At 73.4% G+C, this 14,378-nt stretch carries 17 protein-coding genes; 5 read left to right on the plus strand and 12 right to left on the minus strand.

Features of this window, described 5'->3' with window-relative positions:
- The first annotated feature begins 139 nt into the window (after positions 1 to 139).
- Positions 140 to 526 (plus strand): cupin domain-containing protein, encoded by a 387-nt coding sequence (locus ABT299_RS24370; protein WP_500252095.1) that lies wholly within the window; start codon positions 140 to 142, stop codon positions 524 to 526.
- Positions 527 to 563: 37 nt separating this feature from the next.
- On the opposite strand, the gene ABT299_RS24375 is transcribed toward ABT299_RS24370, so the two are convergent.
- From ABT299_RS24375 to ABT299_RS24405, 7 genes are all read right to left on the minus strand, one after another.
- Positions 564 to 1,001, minus strand: a complete 438-nt coding sequence (locus ABT299_RS24375) for a hypothetical protein (RefSeq protein ID WP_190863304.1) — start codon at positions 999 to 1,001, stop codon at positions 564 to 566.
- Positions 1,002 to 1,028: 27 nt separating this feature from the next.
- The gene (locus tag ABT299_RS24380) at positions 1,029 to 2,930 is read right to left on the minus strand and encodes a Vgb family protein (RefSeq protein ID WP_500252096.1); all 1,902 of its coding nucleotides are present in this window, start codon (positions 2,928 to 2,930) and stop codon (positions 1,029 to 1,031) included.
- Positions 2,931 to 3,120: 190 nt separating this feature from the next.
- Positions 3,121 to 3,822 carry a TetR/AcrR family transcriptional regulator gene (locus tag ABT299_RS24385; protein ID WP_190863308.1) on the minus strand — a complete coding sequence of 234 codons (702 nt, stop codon included), beginning with the start codon at positions 3,820 to 3,822 and terminating at the stop codon, positions 3,121 to 3,123.
- Between the two features lie 187 nt (positions 3,823 to 4,009).
- Entirely contained in the window at positions 4,010 to 5,359 is a 1,350-nt protein-coding gene (locus ABT299_RS24390; RefSeq protein WP_500252097.1) for a dicarboxylate/amino acid:cation symporter, read from the minus strand.
- Between the two features lie 67 nt (positions 5,360 to 5,426).
- A complete protein-coding gene (locus ABT299_RS24395; RefSeq protein WP_360747061.1) occupies positions 5,427 to 5,513 on the minus strand; it encodes a putative leader peptide in 87 nt (28 codons plus the stop codon).
- 58 nt (positions 5,514 to 5,571) lie between these two features.
- Complete coding sequence (locus tag ABT299_RS24400; RefSeq protein WP_190863312.1) at positions 5,572 to 5,778, minus strand: hypothetical protein; 207 nt, start codon at positions 5,776 to 5,778, stop codon at positions 5,572 to 5,574.
- Complete coding sequence (locus tag ABT299_RS24405) at positions 5,771 to 7,012, minus strand: PspC domain-containing protein (RefSeq protein ID WP_500252098.1); 1,242 nt, start codon at positions 7,010 to 7,012, stop codon at positions 5,771 to 5,773. The genes ABT299_RS24400 and ABT299_RS24405 overlap by 8 nt, the downstream gene beginning before the upstream one ends.
- A gap of 130 nt (positions 7,013 to 7,142) precedes the next feature.
- Between ABT299_RS24405 and ABT299_RS24410 the strand changes: the two genes are divergently transcribed.
- From ABT299_RS24410 to ABT299_RS24420, 3 genes are all read left to right on the plus strand, one after another.
- Positions 7,143 to 7,760: a hypothetical protein gene (locus tag ABT299_RS24410; protein WP_190863317.1), complete on the plus strand. Its 618-nt coding sequence runs from the start codon at positions 7,143 to 7,145 to the stop codon at positions 7,758 to 7,760.
- A 180-nt stretch (positions 7,761 to 7,940) separates the two neighbouring features.
- Positions 7,941 to 9,071, plus strand: coding sequence for an ATP-binding protein (locus tag ABT299_RS24415; protein ID WP_206700190.1), 1,131 nt, complete (start codon positions 7,941 to 7,943; stop codon positions 9,069 to 9,071).
- Positions 9,072 to 9,076: 5 nt separating this feature from the next.
- On the plus strand, positions 9,077 to 9,706 hold the full coding sequence (locus tag ABT299_RS24420) for a LuxR C-terminal-related transcriptional regulator (protein ID WP_194737389.1): 630 nt from the start codon (positions 9,077 to 9,079) through the stop codon (positions 9,704 to 9,706).
- 17 nt (positions 9,707 to 9,723) lie between these two features.
- Here ABT299_RS24420 and ABT299_RS24425 read toward each other — a convergent pair whose 3' ends face one another.
- Positions 9,724 to 10,158 (minus strand): acyl-CoA thioesterase, encoded by a 435-nt coding sequence (locus tag ABT299_RS24425; protein WP_500252099.1) that lies wholly within the window; start codon positions 10,156 to 10,158, stop codon positions 9,724 to 9,726.
- Entirely contained in the window at positions 10,155 to 10,490 is a 336-nt protein-coding gene (locus ABT299_RS24430; RefSeq protein ID WP_190863327.1) for a hypothetical protein, read from the minus strand. The genes ABT299_RS24425 and ABT299_RS24430 overlap by 4 nt, the downstream gene beginning before the upstream one ends.
- 232 nt (positions 10,491 to 10,722) lie before the next feature.
- On the opposite strand from ABT299_RS24430, the gene ABT299_RS24435 reads away from it, so the two are divergent.
- Positions 10,723 to 11,418, plus strand: a complete 696-nt coding sequence (locus ABT299_RS24435; RefSeq protein WP_500252100.1) for a DUF4190 domain-containing protein — start codon at positions 10,723 to 10,725, stop codon at positions 11,416 to 11,418.
- A gap of 58 nt (positions 11,419 to 11,476) precedes the next feature.
- Here ABT299_RS24435 and ABT299_RS24440 read toward each other — a convergent pair whose 3' ends face one another.
- The 3 genes from ABT299_RS24440 to ABT299_RS24450 form a co-directional block, all read right to left on the minus strand.
- Complete coding sequence (locus ABT299_RS24440; protein ID WP_500252101.1) at positions 11,477 to 12,679, minus strand: FAD-dependent monooxygenase; 1,203 nt, start codon at positions 12,677 to 12,679, stop codon at positions 11,477 to 11,479.
- A gap of 108 nt (positions 12,680 to 12,787) precedes the next feature.
- Positions 12,788 to 13,693, minus strand: coding sequence for a serine hydrolase (locus ABT299_RS24445; RefSeq protein ID WP_500252102.1), 906 nt, complete (start codon positions 13,691 to 13,693; stop codon positions 12,788 to 12,790).
- A gap of 243 nt (positions 13,694 to 13,936) precedes the next feature.
- Positions 13,937 to 14,326: an SRPBCC family protein gene (locus ABT299_RS24450; protein WP_190863335.1), complete on the minus strand. Its 390-nt coding sequence runs from the start codon at positions 14,324 to 14,326 to the stop codon at positions 13,937 to 13,939.
- Positions 14,327 to 14,378: the final 52 nt, after the last annotated feature.

Consider the following 14,378-nt stretch of genomic DNA (forward strand, 5'->3'; position numbering starts at 1 on the left):
GACAGCCCCGTGGCCCTCCGCCGCGTGGCCAGCGCGCTGTGTCCTGCCTGTAGCCGCTGATCATCCCGTTGCTCCCGGGTGGCGCTCACCCGGATCCGGCTCACACCAGGACATCCAGGACATGGTTCCCGATCTCACTATGCGTGGCCAGGACGACCCGCACGGCCGCACCGTCACCGCCCGCCCGCCCACCGTCGGGCAGCTCGCCGCCCGCGTCCGCGAACTGGCCGGTCACCCGTCCGGCTGGTGGCGCCGCCTCGTCTTCGACGAGGCCGGCCCGGTCCGCGTCGCGCTGGACACGCCGGACGGCGTGCGGCTGTGGCTGACGACATGGCCGCCCGGCCACGGCGCGACCGTGCACGGGCAGGTCAGCACGCTGATCGCCGGCGAGCTGGCGGAGGTCGCGATCGCCGCGGACGGCGTCACGGAGCGGCCGCTGCGCGCCAACCGGATCCGCGTCCACGGCGGCCCGCAGACGTTCACGAACCCGGGCCCCGCCTTCGCCGTCAGCCTCCACGCCGCCTAGCAGGCGACCGCGCGGGCGCCGCGAAGGCCCGTGCGGGTCAGCGGCGGTGGAGGGTGTCCCGGGGGCCGTTCCGCCAGCTGACGACGAGCGCGCCGGACCGCAGGACGGCGCGGCCGCTCGTCCGGGTCCGGGAGCCCTTCGCGCAGGTCAGCTCGATCCGCGCGGACGCGTCGATGGTGCCGGTGCAGAACCCGGGGGAGTTCAGCGCGGCCGCGCCCCGGTAGAGGTAGAGGGCGACCTTCTCGCCGCCCTTCGCGGACGTCCAGGTGCCGTCCAGCGCGGTCTTCTTCTCCGCGCCGGGGCGGACGCCGTTGGTGACGACCGCCCCGGGCCTGGTCGGAAGCGGAGCGCTGCGGGAGGCGCCCCCGGACGGAGCGGTGCCCCCGCCGGACGGCGCGGCGCCGTCGTCCGAGCCGCTGCAGCCGGACGCCAGCAGGGCCAGGACGGCGAGACCGGCGAGGGCGGACCTCCGCATGTGCGCTCCTTCGGTGGTGCGGTGAGGTCAGTGCCGGGCCTTCAGCCGGAGCGTGACCTTCTTCGGGGCCTTGGCGACGTGCGCGGGCTTCTTCGCCGTCCGGGCCTTCTTGAGGAACTGGGACGCCTTCGCCTTGGCCGTGGCGGACGGGGCGAGCCCGACCGGGACGTTGCTCGGGTTGATGCCGCCCGCGAGGCTCAGCACGCCGGTGAGCGACATGGAGTTCTTCGACTCGGGCGACGGCAGCCCCATCATCTGGTTGATGACGCCGTCGAGGATGCCGAACGGGCCGCAGCCCTTAGCGGCGGGCACGGCGACCGGCGCGCTGATCGAGACCTGCGCGGCGATCCAGGAGATCGAGTCGTCGAACGCCGGGGAGCCCGCGCTGAACGTGGGGGACAGGCTCGCGTTCAGCGGGCCGATCACGCAGGACGAGCCGAGCAGCTGGTTGTTGAGGTGGATGTTCAGCGACGCTTTCGCGCCGATGCCGCCGCCGTCCAGCGACACGTGGATCGGGCCGTTGAGGGACTGCGTGACCGTCAGCTTGTTGACGTCCCACATCGCGGCGGGCGACTGGCCGAGGATCGGGCCGATGAGCGGGAGCTGGCCGATGAGGCCGCCGGGCACGTCCACCGGCGCGGACTCGAGCTGCTGCCCGACGACCGGCGGGGCGAGCACCGGGTCGCCGGTGCCGTCGGCGGCGCCGAGGTAGCCGGTGATGCGGATCGCGCCGGCCGGGAGCGTCTGCTTGAACGAGCCGATGGTGACGGTGCCGCCGGTGGTGACCTGCGTCTGGCAGATCTGCCCGGCCGGGCAGCGGTTCATGAACGCGGCGGCGCCGTTCGGGTAGGCGCCGGGGGAGAAGGCGGGGACGGCCGGGTTCGGGTTGGCGGCCGGCGGCGCGGACGGGTCGAAGCGGCCGATCAGCCCGCGGCCCGGCTCGGTGATCCACAGGTCGCCGCCGGGCGCCGCGGTGATCTCGGCGGGCGCGGAGAGCGTCTTCGGCAGCCCGTACTCCTGGATCGCGCCGCTCACCGGGTCGACGCTCGCGACGTTGCTGGTCGCGGACTCGGTCACCCAGAGCCTGCCGTCCTTGCCCGCGGCGATGCCGAACGGGCGGGAGTCGGCGATGGGGGTGCCGTACTCCTGGATCTCGTGGGTGGCGGGGTCGATGCTGCCCACCTTGCTCACGCCGGGCTCGGTGAACCAGAGCCTGCCGTCCGGGCCGGCGACGATGCCGCCGAGCGCCGGCGACCCGTTCCCGCCGGACGGGGTCTGGTAGGAGGTGACGGCGCCGGTGGCGGGGTCCAGCCGGCCGATGGAGCCGGACTTGTCGGTGAACCAGACGGCCTGGTCGGGCCCGAGGGTGACGGTGGCGGGGGCGAGGCCGGTGGCGTAGGCGGTGACGTTCCCCGACGGGTCGATCCTGCCGAGGGCTCCGGAGTAGCCGCCGGTGAACCACATCGCGCCGTTCTGCCCGGCGGTGATGCCGGAGACCTGCGCGTTGGCGAAGTTCACGTCGCCGGTGGTCGGAAGTTCGTAGAGGGTGGACTTGCCGGTGGCGGCGTCGACGCGGCCGACGCGCGGGACGACGCCGGACAGGTCGGTGAACCAGACGGTGCCGTCCGATCCGGTGGCCATCCCGTCGGGGATGCCCGCCAGCTTCTGCGAGTTGTCCGGAACGGGGTACTCGGTGACCTTGCCGCCGGCGTCGACGTGCCCGATGCCGCCGGCGTTCGCGGCGAACCAGGCGCCCCCGTCGGCGCCGGCGGCGATGCCGACCGGCACGACGTCCCCGACGGGCAGCGCGGTCTCGGTCACTCCGCCGGTGTCGGCGGAGGCCGCGGGTGCGCTGAAGGCGGCTAAGGCGGTCATCCCGAGGATCGCGGCCAGCGCCAGCGACCCCGTCCTGCTGTGCCGATGGCGCATGCCATCGCCTCCCTTGACGAAGTCCCCCGAGGCGGATGAGAAGTGATCGCGCACACACAAGATCCACTGGACACTAGAAACCCGTAGGTTTTTCACGTCAACGGGATCGGCGATCCTCGTCCGCATCCGGTCAGCGGGACAACCGGGACCGCGGCGCGCGTGTCCCGGACCTGCGAAGAGAGCGACTGCGTCAGTATTCGCTGGTCAGATAGGGGGAGGCCGCCTCGCGGCCGATCAGCGGCAGCAGCACGAAATAGGTGAGGGCCGGCAGCAGCGACGGCAGCTCCTCCGCCTCGCCCGTCTCCATCTGCACGTGGATCGCGCTGTAGATCCCGCCCACGATCGCGTCGATCACCGCGACCGGGACCGGCGGCAGCGACGGGTCCTCGAAGAACCCGCGGAACCGGGCGAGGTTGTCGATCCGCGCCTGCCGCACCTGCGGGCCCGCAGCGTTCACCTCCACCAGCGACGCCCGCGCGAACCGCGGCTCCGCCGCGAGGATCGCGAGCATCCTGCGCAGCGCCGCCCGGATCCCGTCCGGCCACGACGGCGCCGCCTCGTACGCCTCGGTCATCCGCCGCAGCAGGATGTCCATGCCGCGCTGGTAGGCGGCCAGGAAGCAGTCGTCGAGATCGGTGAAGTGCGTGTAGAACGTCTTCTTCGTGACGCCCGCGCCCTCGGTCACCCGCCCGATCGTCGTGTGCGCGAACCCGCGCTCCGACACCACCTGCACGAACGCGTCGATGAGCCGCTCGCGCTGGATGCCGGCGACCGTCTCGGGCGACAGCCCGTGCCGCCCCGGCTTGATCGCGCGGCCGGGATCCAGGGCGGACCGCGAGCCCGGCAGCACGTCCGTGCCGCCGGCCTCCGGGACACCGGGCTGCCCTGCCATCACACCTCGATCCCCGATCACCTGCCGTTGGGATCACACTACTTCGCGTTCCCACCGGAGGGGGATGTCCCGGCGGTGCGGCACGGGTCACACAGAGAACGCCCGCACCTGTCCGGTGCGGGCGTTCCCCGTGGTGGGAGGGGCGGTGTGCGCGCGGGGCGCTTCCCGCGCCCCCGGCACAAGCCGGTCAGGCGGGGACGGGCTCGGCCGCGCGGTCGCGGGCCGGCGCCTCCTCGGTCCCGCCGGTCCCGCCGGTCCCGTCCGGCGTGGACGGGGCCGACGTCAGCTCCTTCGGCGGGCCGTTGAACACGGCCTCGTCCAGCAGCCCCTCCGACCGCGCGACCAGCACCGGGACGGTGAGCTGGCCGGTGACGTTCAGCGCCGTCCGGGCCATGTCGATGACCTTGTCGATCGCGATCAGGTAGCCGACGGCCTGCAGCGGCAGCCCCACCGTGGTGAGGGTCAGCGTCAGCGCGACCAGCGCCGGGCCGGGCGTGCCGCCGGTGCCGAGCTGCCCGATCACCGCGGCCAGCGCGATCAGCGCGTAGTCGGCGACGCCCAGGTGGACGCCGGTGTACTGGGCGACGAACACCGCCGCGACCGCCGGGTAGATCGCACCGCAGCCGTCGAACTTGATCGTCGCGCCGAGCGGCTGCGCGAAGTTCGCGTACTCCCGCTGGACGCCGTTGCGCTCGATCGACACCCGCTGCGCGATCGGCAGCGTCGCCAGCGAGGACGACGACACGAAGCCGAACTGGATCGCCGGCCAGGAGTTGCGCAGGAACTTCAGCGGGCTCACCCGCCCGAACACGCGCAGCAGCACCGGGTACCCGACCAGCAGCATGATCGCGACGGCCAGGTAGATCGCGCCGGTGAACTTCGCCAGCGGCGCGAGCGAGCTCGGCCCGTAGGTCGCCACGACCGAGCCGATCAGGAAGAACGACCCGATCGGGGTGAGCCGCACGACCCACCACACGACCTTCTGCATCACGACGTACAGGTCGTCGATGAGGCTCGTCAGCCGCTCGCCGCGCGGCCCGATCGCGACCAGCGCCGCGCCGAACAGCACCGCGAACGTCACGACGCCGAGCACGTTGCCGTCCGCCATCGCCTTGACGATGTTGGACGGGAACAGGTTGTGGAGCACCTGCGTCCAGGTGACGGGGTCGGTGGTCGCGGACTCGCTGGCGAGCTTCCCGAGCCCCTGGCCCGGCTTGATCAGCAGTGCGACGGTCAGCCCGATCGCGGTCGCGATCGCTGAGGTCACCACGAACCAGCCGAGGGTCTTCGCGGTGAGCCGCGCGACGCTGCCGACCCCCCGGAGCCGGCCGACGCTCACCACGATCGCGGCGAACACCAGCGGCACCACGACGACCTTCAGCAGGCTGACGTAGACGTCACCGAACGGGTCGAGCCAGTCGGCGGCGGTCTTCTCGCCGCCGCCGAAGTTGTTGATCAGGGCGCCGGCGGCGACGCCGAGCACCAGCGACAGCACGATCTGCTGCCAGAACTGCCATTTCCAGACACGCGGATTCATCGAGGGGTTCTCCAGGGCAGCCGTGGACCGGCTGTGAAATGGGGACGAGCGGTGGGCGCGGAGAGGCTCAGCGGCTACACAGCACGCTGGCGAGGCGGCACAGGTCCACGTGCAGCCGCGCCACGAGCAGGACGCTCTTCCCGGAGAACTTCACGAATCCTTCGAACAGCCGCCCCCGGAGCGGATGTTCCCGGCCACCGGGGTGACTCCCGTCACCTCAGCCGCCTGCGGCGGGCCCGGGTCAGCACCCTGACGGTCCCGACCACCCCCAGCCCGATCAGCACGACCGGCGCCATCACCGCCGCCTCGACGGCGTCCCCGCCGGACAGCCCGTCCGCGAGGAAGATCCCCGCGAGCGCGAGGAAGAAGATCCCGGTGACCGGCCCGGCCGGGTCGAACCTTCGACGCCCCTCAGACACGGTGCACGTCCACGTCCCCGACCTTGCCGCGGATGCGCAGGTCGATCTCGGGCGGGTTCTTCACGGCCGTCCCCTCCGGCTCCAGCACCCGCACGACCTTGGCGTTCGGGCCGCTCGTGGTGCGGTACTCGATGCGCAGGTCGCCGAGCGCGATCCGGGCGTCCAGCCGGACCCGGACGCCCTGCGGCACCTTGACCTCCATCCCGCCGAGGCCCACGCGGGCGTCGACCGAGACGCGCTGGCCCGTGGACAGCGGCAGCGCGGTCAGGTCCAGGGTGCCCTGGCCTACACCGATCCGGTACTCCTGGTGCGTGCTGGTCGCGTTCATCGGCCGCCACTCCATGTCGCCGTACTTCAGGTTCTCCGGCAGGTCAGCCGCGGCCGAGGCGGCCAGCAGCGACAGGGCGAGCAGGGTCCCCGCGGCGGCGAGGCCGCGCGTCCGGAACCAGCCGCCGACGATCAGTCCCAGCCCGACGACCGCGAGCGCGGGCGCCATGACGATCAGCGCCGCCTCGGGCGCCGGGTACCCGCGGGCGACGGGGATCAGCGCGGCGCCGGCGGCCATCGCCGCCAGCAGCGTGATCGTCGCCGCGGGCGACTTCGGGCGCTCGCGCCGCCGCTCCGGCGGGGGCGCCTCGTCCCAGGGCTCCGCCGGCCGCTCCGCGGTGCGGGAGCGCCCGAACGTGGCGAGGTCGATCATTCCCTCGGGAAGGCCGCCGCCCGTCCGGACCGGCGCCTCCTTCTCCAGCGAGACGCTCGCCGCCGAGGCCCATTCGCCGGACGGGCCCGGCGGGTGCCCGGCGAACCGCTCCGGCAGGGACCTGGCCGCGCCGACGAGGTCGACGCCCCGCGCGTGGGCGACCAGCATGACCAGCCCGAACACCACCAGCACGGCGATCGAGTCCGTCGACACGCCGCCGAACAGGCTGAGCGCGACGCCGACGCACAGCAGCGCCCCGAGCGCCGACAGCACGGCCGGCGCGTCGAACCACCGGCGGAACAGCCGCTCCGCGGGCGACGACTCGCCCGGGCTCGACGGCATCAGCAGGGCGGCGACGATGTAGAGGAAGACGCCCTGCCCGTGCGCGAGGACCAGCAGCCCGAACCCCACGCGGAAGACGACGGGGTCGATCCCCGTGTACCGCCCGAGCCCGGTGCAGACCCCGGCCAGCACGCGCCGCTCCGGATTCCGTGCCAGCCGCCGGCGCTCGCCGGCGTTCCGTTCCTCGACCATGCCCACCATCGTGTCCGCTCCCGCCACCCCCCGGTATCGGGGACGACCCTGACCCGTCCCGGATATGGCGCCCTCGCCGCCGCGAACCCGGCCGGCGGAAACGGATTGACGGCACTGCGACGATCGCGGCATGGGAACCGATATCAGCGGATACATCGAGTGCCGCGAACGGCCCCTCCGGCCGGACGCGTCCGGGTCATGGCGCGCCGCCATGGACCTCGACCTGCTCTACGACGATCGGCACTACGACGCGTTCGGCTGCCTGTTCGGGGTGCGCAACTACGCCTCGTTCCGTCCGCTGGCGGCCGGGCGGGGGCTGCCCGAGGACGTGTCCGACGCCGTCCGGGAGGCGGCCGAGAGCTGGGAGCACCACGACGCGACCTGGATCAGCTGGGCCGAGGTGGCGAGGGTGGACTGGGACGAGCCCGCCGAGAGCGCCGACCAGCGGCTGCGCCAGTACCTCCGCCGACCCGACGGCACTCTGGAGCCCATGGGAAAGAGCCTCTGGGGGCCGAGCCTCATGGAGGCGACCGGTGCGTCCTACGAGGACGTTCTGGAGGGCCGGGTGCGCTGGTCCGAAGGCCAGGAGTTCGAACTCGGCGACCTCGTCTTCCGGGCGGTGACCCTCCGCCGCCGCGACGTGGTGCCGCCGGACGGGGCGTGGCGGCACGTCTGGCGGGTCATGGAGACGCTCGCCGAGCGGACCGCGCCGGACGACGTCCGCCTGGTGGTCTGGTTCGACTCCTGACGGGCGGGCCGCGAGGGCGACCCTGAGGGAAATCGGGGTGCGGCCCTGATGCGGGGCGGCGCGAGGCGTGTGACGATCGGTGACGTGGGAGTACGTGGCGAAGGCCCGCAGGACGCGGGGGCGGCGGGCGGGGTGACGGCCGCGCCGCCGGCCGGGCCCGAGGGGGCGCGGCTGGAACGGATGCCGGAAGGGCGGCTCGTCGCCGGGGTGGCGCGCGGGCTCGCCGCGCACCTCGGCGTGGACGTGCTGATCGTCCGGTCGGCGTTCGTCCTGCTGACGATCGCGAGCGGGCTCGGGCTCGCCGCGTACGGCGCGTTCTGGATCCTGGTGCCCGCGCGGGAGGGCGCGGCGGTGCGGCGGGGCCGCGACTGGGGGCAGCTCGCCGCCTACGCCGCGGTCACGCTCGGCCTGGCCGCCCTGCCGTGGGGGGCGGCGGGCGAGGCGGGCGGGCTGATGCAGTGGGCGATCTGGCCGTTCGTGCTCGGCGGCGTCGGCGTCGCGATCCTGTGGCAGCAGGCCGACCGGGACCAGCGGCAGCGGTGGGTGCTGCCGCTGCGGCAGCGCTGGCTGCGCAGCCTGCTCGGGCTGCTGCTGGTCGTCGGCGGCATCGGCGGGTTCGTGGCGCAGCGGGTGGACGTCGGGCAGGCCCGCTCGGTCGTCATCGCGATGCTGATCATCCTGACCGGGGTGACGCTGATCGTGACGCCGTGGGTGGTGCGGCTCTGGCAGGACCTGGACACCGAGCGCGCCGAGCGCGTCCGGTCGCAGGAGCGCGCGGAGCTGGCGGCGCACATCCACGACTCGGTGCTGCACACGCTGACGCTGATCCAGCGGAACGCGCACGACGCGCGGGAGGTGCAGCGGCTCGCGCGCTCGCAGGAGCGGACCCTGCGGACGTGGCTCTACCAGCCGCGCTCGGACCCGGACCAGACGTTCGCCGCCGCGATCAAGGCGGCGGCGGGCGAGGTCGAGGACGACCACGGCGTGCCGATCGAGGTGGTGTGCGTCGGCGACACCGAGCTGGACGACCGGCTGGGCGCGGCGCTGCAGGCGGCGCGGGAGGCGATGGTGAACGCCGCGAAGTACGCGGAGTCGCCGTCGGTGTCGGTGTACGCGGAGGTGGAGGGGGAGAAGGTCGCCATCTTCGTCCGCGACCGGGGGAAGGGATTCGACCTGGATCAGGTCCCGGAGGACCGGATGGGCGTCCGGGGGTCCATCATCGGACGTATGGAGCGCAACGGCGGCAAGGCCACCGTCCGCACCGCCCCGGGGGAGGGCACCGAGGTCCGGCTGGAAATGGAGAAGGCGTGAGCGAGCTGAAGCGGGTCGTGCTGGTCGACGACCACCAGATGTTCCGGACCGGGGTGAAGGCGGAGCTCGGCGGCGGCGTCGAGATCGTCGGGGAGGCCGGCGACGTCGACGAGGCGGTGTCGGTGATCCGCGCGACGACCCCGGACGTGGTGCTGCTGGACGTGCACCTGCCCGGCGGCGGCGGCATCGAGGTGCTGCGGCGGCTGAACGGGGTGGTGCCGTCGCGGTTCCTGGCGCTGTCGGTGTCGGACGCGGCGGAGGACGTGATCGGGGTGGTGCGGGGCGGCGCGCGCGGCTACGTCACCAAGACGATCTCGGGCCCGGAGCTGACGGACGCGATCGGCCGCGTCGCGGAGGGCGACGCGGTGTTCTCGCCGCGCCTCGCGGGGTTCGTGCTGGACGCGTTCGCGGCGACGGACGTCCCGGCGGTCGACCCGGAGCTGGACCAGATCACCCAGCGGGAGCGGGACGTGCTGCGGCTGATCGCCCGCGGCTACGCCTACAAGGAGATCGCCAAGGAGCTGTTCATCTCGGTGAAGACGGTGGAGACGCACGTCAGCAGCGTGCTGCGCAAGCTCCAGCTGTCGAACCGGCACGAGCTGTCCCGCTGGGCGGCCGCCCGCCGCCTCGTCTAGCGGACGGACCGGGGACCTCAGGCCAGGCCGAGGAGCTCCGGCCTGCTCGCCCGGGTGCGCCACGCTTCGCGGGGGTCGGCGACGAGGCGCCGCGTCCCGAGGTCGAGCAGGCCGCTGACGTGCGCGACCTCGGCGGCGACGGTGCCGTCCGAGCGCCGGAACTCGTGGCGGACGCGGTAGGTCTTGCCGCCGCCCCACTCCCATTCGCAGGTCACGTCGACCTGGTCGCCGCCGCGCAGCTCGCGGTGGTACTTGATGACGGTCTCCAGATTGACCGGCCCCAAGCCGCCGCCGACGAGGTCCTGGATGGACACCCCGGCGGCCTGCACGCAGGCGAAGCGCGCGTGGTCGGCGTACTGGACGTAGAAGCCCCCGTTGAGGTGCAGCTGCGGGTCGATCTCGTAGACGCGGACCTCCATCCGGACGCTGAACGGTTCGGCGGCGACGGTCATTCGGGGTCCTCCTGTTCCGCCCGCCAGCGGAGCGAGCGCTCGGTGAGGTAGCGGCGGCCGTCGTCGCGGACCTCCAGCCAGTCGCCGCGGACCCAGCCGCCCGCGGCCTGCGGGGAGAAGCCGTGCTTGCGGAACAGCGCGCTGGCCTCCGCCCTGGTGAGGCCCTGCCGGCCCCATTCGGAGATGAGCCCGCGGTAGCGGCTCTCCTCGGTGGGCTCGGCGGGGTCGGCCGCGACGGCGTCGGCCAGGGCCGCGAACCCGGCGCTGATCTGGCGCAGCGCCGCGGCGATCCGCTCCTCGCGCGGGGTCGGCGGCGTGGTGGGCGGCTCCATCTTCATAGCTTAGCAATCGATAGCGATCGCTTAGCTATGGCAGGCCGTCTCCGCCGCCCCGCCCGCCGCCTACGTGTCAGTGGCGGGCGTGAGCAAAACGTAATGTCCGGAATATCGGGCATCATGATCACGGGGTCCGCGGGGTGTGGCAGGGTCGCTCCCCATGAGTTATCCACCTCCCGGGCCCGGTCAGCCGGGCCCCGATCCCATGGCCCCCTATCCGCCCCCGCCGATGCCGTCCGAGCCCGCCTACGGCTCCGGCCCGCCGCAGGACAAGACGAACGGCCTGGCCATCGCCGCGTTCGTGACCGGGCTGATCGGCTGCTGCGGCATCGTCGGCGCCGTCCTCGGCGTCATCTCGCTCCGTCAGATCGGCGAGCGCGGCGGCAAGGGCCGCGGCCTCGCCATCGCCGGCATCGTCCTGTCCGCGCTGTGGATCGTCGGCAGCGCGATCGGCTACCTGGTGCTCGCCGGCTCGGACCCCTCGCCGTCCGCCACCGGACCGGACGGGACGCCGAAGCCGAAGACGACCCGGCCGGAGAAGATCGACGCGTACACGATGAAGGTCGGCGACTGCATCAACGACCCGGTCTCCTCCGGCGCGCCGTCCGGCGAGTCGGCCCCGCCGGTCGAGGTGGAGAGCGTCAAGAAGGTGCCCTGCACCGGCCCGCACGACGGCGAGGTCCTGGCCGTCTTCAAGCTGACGCAGGCCGTGATGCCGGGCGATCAGCAGATGAGCCGGCTGGCCTCCACCGGATGCAAGCTGCGCATCCAGCGCAGGCTCGACCGCGACCCGGCCGCCGCGCACCTCGGCCGGTCGTTCTACTACCCGACGGTCGACTCGTGGCGGGACGGCGACCGCACCGTCACCTGCCTCGCGGTGAACGCCGCCGAGGGCAAGAAGCTCAGCCGCCCGATCCGCGGCTGACCTCCGGCGGTTCCCGCTGGGCGGCCGGCCCGCCGCTCAGCACGACCCCGGACCCCCTTCAGTAGTCGCGGAGCTTGTAGGAGTTCGTGACGGCGTGGACGTCGTCCATCCGCTCCTCGCCCGCATCCGCCATCCCCAGCTCCGTGGCGCCCGTCTCCGTGGCGCCCGTCTCGGCGGCGAACCGGTCCCGGTTCCGGGCGGCGTTCGCGATCGCCAGCCCCTGGTTCGCGGTGACGAAGTCGCGGAGCTCGGCCTCGTAGGCGGCGAACGCCGCGCGGTGGTCGCCGTCCGTGGCCTTCAGCTCGCCCGCCAGCACGTACGCGCCGACCATCGCCATGCTGGTGCCCTGCCCGGACGCGGGGGACCCGCAGTACCCGGCGTCGCCGAGCAGCGCCACCCGCCCCGCCGACCACGCGTCCATGCGGATCTGCGCCATCGCGTCGAAGTGGAAGTCCGGCGCGTCCCGCATCGTCTCCAGCAGCCGCGGGATCTCCCCGCCGGCGTCCGCGAAGCGGCTCGCGAGCAGCCGCTTCTGGTCCCGGACGTCGCGCGGGTCGTAGGCGACCGGCTCGGGCGAGTCGAAGCCCATGTAGACGCGGAGCTCGGTGTCGCCGCGGACGCTCATCGCCATCGCGCCCCACGCGCTCCCCGGCACCGGGAAGATCGTCTGCCAGCGGCGCAGGCCGAGCAGGTTCGGGGCCGTCCACACGCCGAGGTGGGCGCCGAGATGGTGCAGGTAGGCGTCCTCGGGGCCGAACGCCAGCCGCCGGACGTTGGAGTGCAGCCCGTCGGCGCCGACGACCAGGTCGAACGTCCGGGTGGCGCCGCCGTGGAAGATCACGCGGACGCCGTCGCCGTCCTGCTCCAGCCCGGCGATCGAGTCGTCGAAGAGGTACTCGATCCGGTCGCCGCCCGCCCCGGCGATCAGCCCGGCGAGGTCGTCGCGGAGGATCTCCACGTCGGGGCTCGCGAGGTCGCCGCCGCTGGCGGTCCGCTCGGTGGTGCGGAAGAGCTCCTCGCCGTCCTGGCCGACGACCGACATGCCGCGCAGGTCGGTGCTCAGCCCGCGGACCGCGTCGAGGATCCCCATCCGGCCGGCGACGTCCAGCGCCGGCCCCCGCACGTCGATGGCCTGACCGCCGGGACGCATCGCGGGCGCCCGCTCCACGACCGTCACCGCGAACCCGTACCGGTCGAGCCAGTACGCGAGGGCCGGGCCGGCGATGCTCGCACCGGAGATCAGGACGTTCCTGTTGCGCATGAGCCGCTCCTTCGGGAAGTTCTGCCGCCTTCCCGAAGGCTCACCGCACGCGCTGACAGAACGCTGACGCTCCGCTCACAGCCCTGACGGTCCGCTGAGAGCCGCGGCTCAGCCGGCCTCGCGCCCCGCGTCGCGCAGCGGCGAGACCACCATGGACGCCACGTGCTCGACCGTCGCCACGCCCTCCGCCATCGTCGGGCTGTCGGCGCTGAACACCGCGACGACGAAGTCGTGTCCGGGGCCGGTGATGCGGCCGATGCTGTTGACCGCCCAGCCGTTGCCCTCGTACCGCAGCGGCACCCACCCGTTCTTGAGCGCGACCTTCTCGCCGGGGCGCGCCGCCGCGCTGATCCCCCACGCCTGGGACGGCGTCACCGAGCCCATCAGGCCGAGGACGTACCGGCGGTTCGCGGCGGTGAGCGGCGAGCCGTCCGAGGCGAGCATCCGCACCAGCCGCACCTGGTCGGACGGGGTCGTCCACGACGACCCCCACGACACCGGGTACGGGATGGTGCTGCCGAGGCCGAACGCCGCGTTCGCGTTCCGGAGCCCTGCGTCGCGGCCGATGTCGGCGTACAGCGCGTCCGCCGCCGTGTTGTCGCTCTTGCGGATCATCTGCCCGGCCAGCGCCCGCTCGCCGTCCGACATGGCGACGCCCTGCCGCTGGTGCTGCAGGAGCAGCGCCGCGAGGATGTCGACCTTGATGACGCTGGCGGTGACGAACCGGGACGTCTCGTCCACGCCGAACGTCATGCCGCTGCGCAGGTCGGTCGCCATCACGCCCGCGTGCCCCGGGCGGCCGCGCAGGTAGGCCAGGACGTTGCCGCGCAGCCGGAGCGGATCGAACACCGGTGCCTTCGCGACCGTCACCACCCGCCCTCCGGAGGAGCCGTGCTCCCCCCGGTGGACGGTACCGGGCGGATGCCCGTGCGTCATCGTCCAGGTGAGTCCCATTCCGGCGGTGACGGTGACGGTGCCGATGGCGATGCCGAGCACGGTGAGGCTGCGTCGCATGCGATCCCCCGATTCGCGCGACGGCGACCCGTCCCCCGAGGGCCGCCATGATCACCTCGGCTCCTACCCGCCGCGACGGGAAGATCACCTGCGCGGGCCGGCGGCCTCCGCACCGGCCCGGGAGCGGTACGTCCGGGAGCAGTGTGTCCGGAAGCGGTGCGTCCGGAAGCGGTGCGTCCGGAAGCGGTTTGTTGTCCGGGAACGGGCGGCCCGGGGAGCGGCCGGCGCTCGGACGGTCCGGGGTCAGAACTCGACGGGCAGCCGGGCCGGGCAGCCCGGCTCGCAGCGCTCGGCGTGCCAGGCGACGCGGCGCGCGAACGACCCGAACCGGCGGCGCAGCATCGCGCCCTTCAGCGGCGCGGTGCCCGGGATCCGCCCGTCGAACGACCCGCGCCAGCGGATCAGCGTGTTCACCCCGTGCGGTTCCAGCGTGATGTCGACGCGGTAGCCGCGCGGCAGCCCGGCGATGGCGACGTACCCGCAGTGGCGCGGCGGGTCGTAGGCGACGACCTCGTGCCGGGCGCGGGCCCAGAACGCGGCCCACTCGTTCCAGGAATCCGCCACGAAGAGATGCTTGAAGATCACTTCCGGGGCGGCATAGGTGGTGGCGGTGGCCTCGATCTCATGCGGCATGACATCCCCCCGAATCAGGACACAGGGGGTGCATGCCCGATTCCAGCGAGAT

Origin of the sequence: Spirillospora sp. NPDC000708 (assembly GCF_040299565.1) — a bacterium.
In the GTDB taxonomy this organism is placed as follows: Bacteria; Actinomycetota; Actinomycetes; order Streptosporangiales; family Streptosporangiaceae; genus Spirillospora.